Source organism: Thalassolituus sp. UBA6592 (genome assembly GCF_002433655.1).
Classification (GTDB): Bacteria; Pseudomonadota; Gammaproteobacteria; order Pseudomonadales; family Oceanobacteraceae; genus Venatoribacter.
In genome coordinates this window covers 20,877-30,433 of sequence record NZ_DJIO01000191.1, presented here as the reverse complement: position 1 = coordinate 30,433, position 9,557 = coordinate 20,877, and the positions used below count along the sequence as shown (strand labels likewise).

Here is a 9,557-nt window from a genome sequence, read left to right as displayed (position 1 = left end):
AACTGTGGGACAGCAGTGGCCCGGAAGCCGCTTTTCAATTACGTTTGAAACATGTTGTCAGAACTGCGGCAGCGCGCTGCGATCGCTGTCATCTAACGTCGGCCAGTCATTGACAGTACCACCCTGAGTAATCAGCAACCAGGGTTTTTGCTGTTGCAGAATGGCGCTGCGGAACAGAGCCAGAATATCTTCTTTACTGAGTTTCTCTACCTCCGTTGCAATCGCGGTGGTGGTGTCGAAACTCCAGCGTTCGCTTTCAATGTCGCGCCAGAAGCGTCCGGCTTTTTCGTTCATGTTTTTCGGTTTTTCCAGCAGCAGCGTAATCAGACCCTGACGGTAAGAGGCGAACTCTTCATCGCTCATGGCTGCCAGGGTTTCTTCATAGCCGCTGAAGAACGCCAGGCTCTGGTCGATAATTTCCTGCGGAGATGACGACGGCGACTGCACGATAAAGGCCAGTGCCGGAACATCACGCTGCGGATACGGCGTGGCGAAAACCACATAGCCCATCTGCAGTTCGGTACGGATACGCTGGTAATAAGGTGAACTCAGAATCTGGCCGAGCAGAGAATAGCGGGCGCGGTTGGCGTCGCTGGTATCCTGACCCTGAACATACAGCAGAATGGCTTTGTCCTGATGATCCAGTGTCAGATTTTTCTGGTGTTTGCCATCCGGCACTTTGACGATGGCTGACCGTTGCAGGAACTCTGCGCTGGCAGGGAAGTGCTGATTAACAATATCTGCCATGGCCACCGCTTTGTCTTTGCTCATGGTGCCGTGTACAAACATCTGTGTGGCCAGTTGTTCGTGTACCTTCGCTGCAAAGTCCATGACGTCGGAGCGGGTGACATCCGCCAGCGCGTCAGACAGCTGTACCGGATCAAACGAAGGCTCATGAAGCCAGATTTTCAGTACATCCAGTTCACGTTCATAAGGTTTATTCTTCAGCTGGTTATCCAGGCTGCGCTGCAGCGATGCCTTGTAACGGCCGAAGTTATCTTCGCTGAGGGTGATGCTGTCCATTTCCTGCAGAATGCGCTTAAGCAGTTCCGGCATTTTATGCTGATAACCACCCAGTACCAGTTGCAGACCGCGTCCGGTAGCGCTCAGGCTGTAATCCAGACCGGCCATTGATGCCGGATAGCTGTAGGTGTTCAGAGCTTCACGTACGGTGCGGGCGTAGAGCTGGGCCAATACCCGCTGACGGGCAGAGTCCTGCACACTGGCTTTCTGAATCTGCAGCACAACCCGGGATTTAGGTTGCTCAAATTCGTGTTCCGGGTAATACCAGAGGCGGCGGCCAGGCTCATCAATAATGGCCTGTGGATGTTCCTGTGCTTCGCCGGCGTGCAGTTCAAAGTCCGTTGGAATAAACGGGTTTGCCGCTGGCAGATGCAGGGCATCCAGTCCTTCGGTGGTGGTTGCCGGATTGTAATCCGACGGACGGATACGGATCGGCGTGCCATACCATGGATCGGTCATATCGGTAACAACGCCCGGAGCAATCAGAGTACGCAGCATGCTGTTAATGCTCAGTGCATCCACATACGGCTGCATGACTTTCTGTGGCGCAGGCTGCCAGTGGTAGTCGCCATAAATCGTGTCATTCAGCGGATAAACCTGCATATTGCTGCTCAGACGCACGGCGTAATCAGACAGACGACCGTGTTCCTGGAAGCGGAATGCCAGCTCGCTGAGCTGCTGCTGTTCAGTAAAGATGTAGTCTGGCAGTGGTGCCGTTTTCAGCAGATCGATGTAATACATCAGCGCCTGAGTGATGTTATCAACGTGCAGCAGACCCAGCTGCGTCAGACGGATCTGTACGACCAGCGTGGTTTCAAATTCGGTGCCGATGGAGCGCCCGGCACTCAGGCCTTCCGCCCAGCCTTTGTCTTTCAGAAACGCCAGTAAACTGCCTTCACCTTCGTGGCCAATCAGACTGGAAATCACCTGCACTGGCTTATATGTATAAACCGAACGGGTTTCCGGCATGGCGAAGGTAAACTGCAGACGACGGATTTCTTTGACCGGTTCAATGTTCATATCCAGCGGCAGCTGGTTGGCTTTGAACAGCGGTGGTCGTTCTGCTCTCGGCTCAGTTTTATGCACAGGTACGTCGGCAAAATGGCCGCGGGCCCATTGTTCCAGCTGATCCAGCGGGTAGTTACCGGCCACTACGGCCGTCATGCGTTCTGCGGAGTAATGTTTTTTATAAAAGGCGACCAGATCATCGCGGACTTTGTCGCCTTCACGGTCGGACAGGGTGTCCAGATTACCGGTAGCAAAATGCGCATAGGGGTGCTGAGGATTCATCGCCATTTTTTCAGCCGAGTAAATGCGGCGGAAATCATCTTTCAGTTTGGCGCTGTATTCCGCATGCACGGCATTTTTTTCACGCTCGACGTAAGCTTCATCAAAAGTAGGTGAGATAAAAAACGGCGCGAAGCGGTCGAGGGCACCTTCTAAAGCGTTGTTATCGATTTCGAAGAAATAGGTGGTCTGGGTATGGGCGGTGAAGGCGTTATGGCTGCCACCGTGCCGGCTGATAAATGACTGGTACTCACCCGGCTGCGGATATGGCTCGGTACCGAGAAACAGCATGTGCTCAAGAAAATGAGCCAGACCTTCGCGGCCTTCAGGGTCATCACCGCTGCCTACGTCGACGGTGACGGCGGCGGCGGCTTTTTCGGAATCCGGTGTGTTAACCAGCGTAACCCGCAGGCCATTATCCAGGGTAATGGCGCGGTAGCTGAACGTGTCTGCAGGGCTGACGGTGAGTTCCTGCGGGTCCTGTTGGGATGATCGGATCATAGAATATGAGATAGCGGCCAGAACAATGATGAAAAAAATCCAGTAACGGGGCGAGAACATGCCTTCTCCTGCGGCTGGTAAAAATTAATGTGCGGTACCTTTGGCGGTGGCGATCACCTGTGCGTCGGCCAGTGAGTTGCGTTTCGGGTCCAGCTGATCGATGGCGTTCAGACGCTGTTTGCAGTCATCCAGTTCCGCCAGTAACAGCGCAAACTGCTGCTCAAAGGCCTGGTCGATAACGCTGTAGAGGTTTTTTACCGGATCTTCAGCACTGGCGGCTTTCGGATCTTTCAGTGCTTTCAGGCAGGCGAGGGCGATCTGATGGTAGGCTTGGTCTTTATTCACTTTCAGGCTCCTGTTTGAACGGGCCCATGATACAGGATTCCGCGCTGGATGCCGCAGCCTTTGCGGATGACTGAGCCATCCGCAACGGAACAGCGGCAAAATCAGCCGATTTCGCCGGCGGACGAGAACCAGGCCAGCTGATCGCTGCTGACGGTCGCGGACAGCAGACTGCCGGACAGCCAGTCGACATTGGATTGATGGGCGGAGGCCAGCGACTCGGTGTTATCCATGTTCGGTGCGTAAATCACCAGTTTATGGTCGTGCATACGCTGTAGCAGACGGCGGCTCTGGGGCAGTGATTTGCTGTTGCGCATGTGCGTCAGGAATTCCGGTGCCAGACAAACCCCCTGTACCGGCAGACTGAGCAGCTGGCGGGAGTTAACGAAACTGCGGCCGAAGTTAGCGATAAACAGGCGGCATCCCAGATTGCGCAGCTCATCACGCCAGCTCAGATCGGCCTCTTCCTGACTGAGGACGCAGTCTTCGCCAAGAATAATGGTCAGGCTGGCGCGAATGGCAGAGGAGCGCAGCAGCGTGGCAAAGGCCCGGATATTGTCGTCGCTGTGCTCTGCAGCCGTCATAATAAACTGCAGGTCACGGTTGAAATCCTGATGCCAGGCACGGGCAATTTCATCCAGCCAGGCGGACCAGTCGGTGGCCTCACGGGGGGGGCTGGCCGGAACCTGCAGCGCGACAAGTTCGCCCTGCTGATTAAACACCGGCAGCGCCGTGAACGCGTTTGCAACCGTTTGCCCGCTGGGTTGCGCTGACGGTGTTTCTGCTGCGGCCTGTGGTTGTGGTTGTGTTTTCAGCCCCAGGCGCTGGCGCAGCCATTCACTCCAGTCGGCAATATCCGCAGGTTTTTGTTCGATGCTTATTTCCGGTGTCAGAAGCAGGTTCTGGCCCTGAAAACTCATGGTCTGAGTGAAATCCTGCAGAATATTGTCCTGCAGCATCTGCATCTGCTGCGGGCTTACCGCAGCTGGCAGCAGAATAAGGAAGGTATGTGGTTCAGGGGAATAGATCTCATACAGATCATCGGTGGCTGCCTGCAGGCGCTCGTAGCACATGGCCGACAGGTCCATGCTGACATCCTGAGCGGTCAACGACACAACCATCAATTGCGGCTGGCGGCTGGCCTGATCCGCGGCCTGCTGCAGGCGTTGCCGATGGTGCTCGCCGGAGTAGCGTTTCAGTTCGTCACTGATGTCCCGGGCCGGATTCAGGTCTTCTGATACCCAGTTACAGGAGCACAGCCGGTATTGTTCGCCTAACGGGGCGATCGCCATCCACGCCTGATGTTTCTGCTGACTTGGGCCGGTCAGATTGAAATGGCCAAGCCAGGTATTGCCGTCTTCAACCTGTCGGGTGACTTCAGTTTCCAGCGCCACCGGCATGGCGGACAGTGCCTGAGCAAACAGATTCACACCGAGCAGGTCCTGCTCTTCGCATTGCAGTGCACGGCACATCGGCGCGTTCGCCAGACGGACGATCCAGTTGCTGTCGGTCAGCAATGTTGGCTGTTCGGTCTGTAGCTGCTGACCGAGGATGTGCATACGTTCCAGCAGCGCGTGTTGTTTCAGGCCTTCTTTGATATCCATGGTCAGCAGTAGGTTATCCCACGGCTTTGCCACAAAGCGGTGAACATCGCCATCGGCCCAGGCACGACGCAGTTCGCCGTAATCCACCTGACCGGATAACAGCAGGCGATAGGTGGTCGGGGATTGCTTGCGGACCTTACGACACAGCTCCAGTCCGGTCATGCCGGGCATTTTGAAGTCAGTGACCATCAGATCTATATCGTGGCGGGCGATGACCGCCAGCGCCTCATCAGCGTTGCCGGCCTCATAAATGGTAAAGGGTTCCGAACGCAGCATACGGCGAATGGCGTGAATGATTCCGGCTTCATCGTCTACCAATAGGATGTTGTGCTGCATTCATTGTCTCCGTGAAAATCTTCTGCCTGTATTATCAACCATAGCAGGCGCTGAGCCACTAGCCTGATGCCGGGTTTAGGATTTTTTCCGATTTCTCCTTGCAAAGGCGAAAGGCTATCTATACTGGATTCAGTGTAGTAGCCAATTTGAGATCATGCTGTGAGGGATAAACAAGCTTTAACCACGGGTGAGGTCGCCAAATACTGCGGCGTGAATTTTCGCACAGTGATCCGCTGGATCGAGCGCGGCCACCTGGATGCCTACAAGCTGCCCGGGCGCGGTGATAACCGTATTCCGGTGAACAGTTTTATTAACTTCCTGCAGGATAACAACATGCCTGTTCCGGAAGATCTGGCGCTGGGTGGACGAACGCTGGTACTGCTGGCGCAGGATGGTGATCCGACTGCTGAAATCGCGTCGTTTGTGCGCCGTGTCGGCTGGGAACCGCTGATTACCACAGATCCGATTCAGTTCGGTTTCCTGTTGGCTCAGCATCAGCCCGGTGCGGTTGCGGTATCCTCCGCGGCTCAGGCAGTATCGGTTTCCCGTCTGATACGCGACGCCGACCGCGAAGTTCTGACGGTAATGCTGTCGGGCAGTGGCCAGAATGCCGGAGCTCCGGAGGGATGGTATGCCTATCAGTGGCCAGCCGATCAGGCGGCTCTGTCTGATGCGCTCAGTGGCGATGCTGCGGCCTGATATGGCTTTGAGTATCGCCCCTGTTTTTATTCGCAAAGCGTGTCAGAGTACGCTGCCGTAAGGAATAAAACGGTTGTCCGTCAGCTTCTTCAGACTGCGGATTTCTTCTTTAGCCGGCGACAGGTTGTTGGCTTTCATATAGCGGAATAACCAGATCGCAGGGTTTGACGCTCCACATTGCCAGCCTGGCAGCTTCATTTCGCCGAGTGTAAAGAACACTGCCAGTGGGAAAAGGTCCTTTTCCTCCAGCTTGCTGATGGCGGTTTGCCAGCTCGCTTCCGGCATTTTCAGCCAGCTTTGTGCCCGGTTCAGTTCAGACTCCTCTACACTGCTGATCACAGCAGCAGGGTCCGCTTTCAGCGTTTCTGCCAGACCGGCGAAGCGTTGTAACAGGGATTGGTCGATGGCGTCGGCGCCGGTGCCAGCCGGCACCCATTCGGTAATCATTAATTGGACCTCTGTATATTATTCTGCGGCAGTGCCTAGGATATACTATGGCGCGCTTACAGATAAGGAATGCTGTAGTGAACAGTCAGTGCAGTATTGCCACAGCCACAGAGAGACCCCATGCTGGACCCCTACGCCGATATACGCCCCTACAATGATCAGGAAGTTAAACCCGTTCTCCAGCGGTTGTCCGGATCACCTCAGTTAATCAATGCCCTGATCCGCTATCGTTATCCCGCCATGCCGGGCTGGCTGCTCGCTTTATTGCGTCCGTTCATCAGCCGTAAACTGCGTCAGCACATTGCCCGTGTTGAACATGTGAAAGATTTTCAGGACATGGTGGCTGACTGGGTTCAGCAGCTGGTGGCCAACTCAACCGATGAGGTGGTGGTGCAGGGGCTGGATAAACTGGATCACGGCACGTCATATCTGTTGATTTCCAATCACCGTGATATCGCCATGGACCCGACGCTGATCAACTACAGTCTGCATCAGCAGGGCTGGCCGACCAGCCGTATCGCCATCGGTGATAACCTGCTGCGCAATCCGGACATCGCCGACATCATGCGCCTCAACAAAAGCTTTATCGTAAAGCGCTCGCTGACCAATAAACGTGAGAAGTTAAAGGAACTGCAACGTTTATCTGCTTACATAAGGGAGTCGCTGGAAGCCGACCAGTCGATCTGGATTGCTCAGCGTGAAGGTCGGGCAAAAGACGGTATTGATAAGACAGATACCGCTGTTCTGAAAATGCTGGCGCTGAATGGCCGGGCCCGTGATGAAAGCTTTGCGCAAACCATGGCGGCTATGCGTCCTGTACCTGTATCCATTCAGTATGAATGGGACCCCTGCGATGCCGAGAAGGCCCGTGAGCTGGTGATCCGTAAAGAATCCGGCACCTACGAGAAAAGCAGTGACGAAGACACCCGCAGCATTCTGCGCGGTCTGACCGGATACAAAGGCCGGGTGTTTGTCGATTTCGGTAAACCACTGACTGGTGAGGATATCGAATCGGCTGAAGCCATGGCTGCAGCCATCGACCGTCAGATGAATGAACTGACAGAACTCCTGCCTGTGCATCAGGCGGCGGCCAACCTGCTGCAGAACCGTCCCTGTGAAGGGGATGAAATGAAAGCGGCGGAAGAACTGAAACGCAGAACAGCGGCATTGACGGAAGAGCAGGGTAAACGCCTGTTGACCACCTATGCCGTACCAGCCAAAGGCATCACCGGGCTGTAACGTATCACTGCAATAAAAGGTATTGGCGCATGATGAAGTACGCTGTGTTTATCGTTTTTTCGTCACTGTTACTGACCGGTTGTCCGGAGCTAGGCAGTCATTACGGCGATGAGTCGGAAACTCTGCTGGTGGACCATTACAAAGTTCAGTGCGACAAAGATGAAAGCCGACTGTGCTTCCGTGTGCGCGAAGAAACTACCGATGACTGGGAAGTATTTGAAGAAGACTTTATTGGATTCTCTGAATATGAATGGGGTTATCGCTACGAATTGACGGTGAATACGACGTTTGACCGTGATGGTCATCCTGAGTCTTATGAGCTGGAATCAGTTAATCAGAAAGATCCGGTCACAGCGGAAAATGAAACCTTCAGTCTGACGCTGCACAGCGATACCGGCATTCTGCAATCCCTTGATGATGACACCTGGTCACTTAACGGTGACGTGTCGTTTGCCTGTGCGCCATTCTGTACTGACATTCAGACGTCGGTCAGCAATGGCTATGTTCTGCAGCTGGAATTCACCGCCCGCGAAGGTGCTCTGACCCTGGATTCTTTTATCTGCAGTTCTGATGAAGATGGCTTCAGTTCGGAGTGTGCCGGTGAAAGCGAAGAGCGCTGGTATATCGCGCACTTCCTGTCCGATTGTGGCGCCAGTGAACCCACCCTGTGTTATCTCTATAAAGTCAATGACTCTGACGAGTACGAATTGCTGCCACTGGAAGACGGTATTTCAGGCTTCACTTATGGCTGGGGTTCACGTTACGACATCCGCGTAACCAGGACGGTCAGTGCTGCCGGAAATATCACTGCGGCCGATCTGCTGGAGGATGATTCCGCACCGGAATCCCGTATTGGCAGTAATTATACTTTCCTGTTTGTGGTTAACGGTGAAGCCATCGATGACAGCAGCGGTGGCAGTTTTACCATGTATGACAGCGCTGAATCATTCGACTGCGCCAGCTATTCCCAGTGCTCGCAAATTGACGAATACATCCTTGATGATGAAGACAATCACCAGCCGGAGTGGCTGTTGCTGAAAGGTTATGTTGATACCGCCGACGTTGTTATCGTGGATATTATCTGTCACGAGGAAGATCTGGACGATTTCCGGAACTGCGTGGCTGATGAAGATGAAGAAGAAGATATTTACTGGGGCATCTGAGCCGGTACCTTCCGGCTCATGTTAATTCTTTTACCTGCCTGATATTTTTCTGACACCGGCATTATTGCCGGTTCAGTAATTCGACGATGCGCTGCCGGCTTTTTTCTGCTGCTTCTGTCTGCGGAAATTCAGCGGTAATTTTACGGAAGTAGGCCAACGCTTTCTGGTTATCCCCGGCCTGATTATACGGGCTCATATAAATCAACCCGAGCTGATACAGCGAGCGCGCACGCATCATATCGGAAGATGCTTTGTTGTCGTATAACACCAGATAGACGGATTCTGCCTCCGCAACACGACCCTGGGTAATGGCGCGTTCACTCATGGCGGTCAGCTCGGCATCGTAAGGAATATTATCCTGTTGCAATAATTTATTGCGGTCGACCTGACGCAGTAATTGCTCAGGTGATAACTGCACGCCATCCTCTGCGCGCTGATCCAGAATGGCCAGGCGTTTTTCAATTTTTGCCTTAAGCCTTGAATCGGGAAATTGCTGGCGGTGTAACAGCAGGTATTCCCGCGCTTTGGCGTCATCGCGTTCACTGTTAAAGCGGTTCATATACAGCAGCGCAAGCTGATACAGGGCAAGGGATTTCATATTGCGCGAATAGTCTTCTGCCTGATATCCCAGCAGATAGGTATTGGCGGCCTGTTGCGTTCGGTCGCGGCTGATGGCCTGAACGGAATAAGTCAGCAGATCCGGTTCTTCATCCAATGCGGCGGCGGCGCGGACTTTAATATCTTCATCGTGGCGGGCCAGCTGGTGACCACCGGCTTCAGCCACCAGTAATGGTGTTGCTGCGGCACAGCCAGTGAGAATAATAACTGCGGCTGCAGTCATCATAAGTCTGATCATTATCCTTTCCCTGATGGTAATTATTATTGGGTGAGCAGGGTATTTTAAGTAGTGCAAGCG

Annotated in this window: 8 protein-coding genes; 3 read left to right on the top strand and 5 right to left on the bottom strand. The window is 53.9% G+C overall.

The genetic code is table 11. The features are described from left to right. Positions 1–57 precede the first annotated feature (57 nt). From B2Z72_RS19105 to B2Z72_RS19095, 3 genes are all read right to left on the bottom strand, one after another. Positions 58–2,871, bottom strand: a complete 2,814-nt coding sequence (locus B2Z72_RS19105) for an insulinase family protein (protein ID WP_296980754.1) — start codon at positions 2,869–2,871, stop codon at positions 58–60. A gap of 24 nt (positions 2,872–2,895) precedes the next feature. After that, complete coding sequence (locus B2Z72_RS19100; RefSeq protein ID WP_296980753.1) at positions 2,896–3,156, bottom strand: hypothetical protein; 261 nt, start codon at positions 3,154–3,156, stop codon at positions 2,896–2,898. 101 nt (positions 3,157–3,257) lie between these two features. Continuing rightward, positions 3,258–5,093: an EAL domain-containing response regulator gene (locus B2Z72_RS19095; protein ID WP_296980751.1), complete on the bottom strand. Its 1,836-nt coding sequence runs from the start codon at positions 5,091–5,093 to the stop codon at positions 3,258–3,260. Positions 5,094–5,252: 159 nt separating this feature from the next. Between B2Z72_RS19095 and B2Z72_RS19090 the strand changes: the two genes are divergently transcribed. Continuing rightward, complete coding sequence (locus tag B2Z72_RS19090) at positions 5,253–5,792, top strand: helix-turn-helix domain-containing protein (protein WP_296980749.1); 540 nt, start codon at positions 5,253–5,255, stop codon at positions 5,790–5,792. A 42-nt stretch (positions 5,793–5,834) separates the two neighbouring features. Here the strand turns inward: B2Z72_RS19090 and B2Z72_RS19085 are convergent, their stop codons facing one another. Continuing rightward, complete coding sequence (locus tag B2Z72_RS19085) at positions 5,835–6,239, bottom strand: hypothetical protein (protein WP_296980747.1); 405 nt, start codon at positions 6,237–6,239, stop codon at positions 5,835–5,837. 120 nt (positions 6,240–6,359) lie between these two features. Between B2Z72_RS19085 and B2Z72_RS19080 the strand changes: the two genes are divergently transcribed. Together B2Z72_RS19080 and B2Z72_RS19075 are read left to right on the top strand one after the other, a co-directional pair. Then, a complete protein-coding gene (locus B2Z72_RS19080) occupies positions 6,360–7,478 on the top strand; it encodes a 1-acyl-sn-glycerol-3-phosphate acyltransferase (protein WP_297005632.1) in 1,119 nt (372 codons plus the stop codon). Positions 7,479–7,507: 29 nt separating this feature from the next. Further along, a complete protein-coding gene (locus B2Z72_RS19075; protein WP_296983828.1) occupies positions 7,508–8,641 on the top strand; it encodes a DUF4377 domain-containing protein in 1,134 nt (377 codons plus the stop codon). 61 nt (positions 8,642–8,702) lie between these two features. Here the strand turns inward: B2Z72_RS19075 and B2Z72_RS19070 are convergent, their stop codons facing one another. Beyond that, positions 8,703–9,497, bottom strand: coding sequence for a tetratricopeptide repeat protein (locus tag B2Z72_RS19070; RefSeq protein WP_296983829.1), 795 nt, complete (start codon positions 9,495–9,497; stop codon positions 8,703–8,705). Positions 9,498–9,557 lie beyond the last annotated feature (60 nt).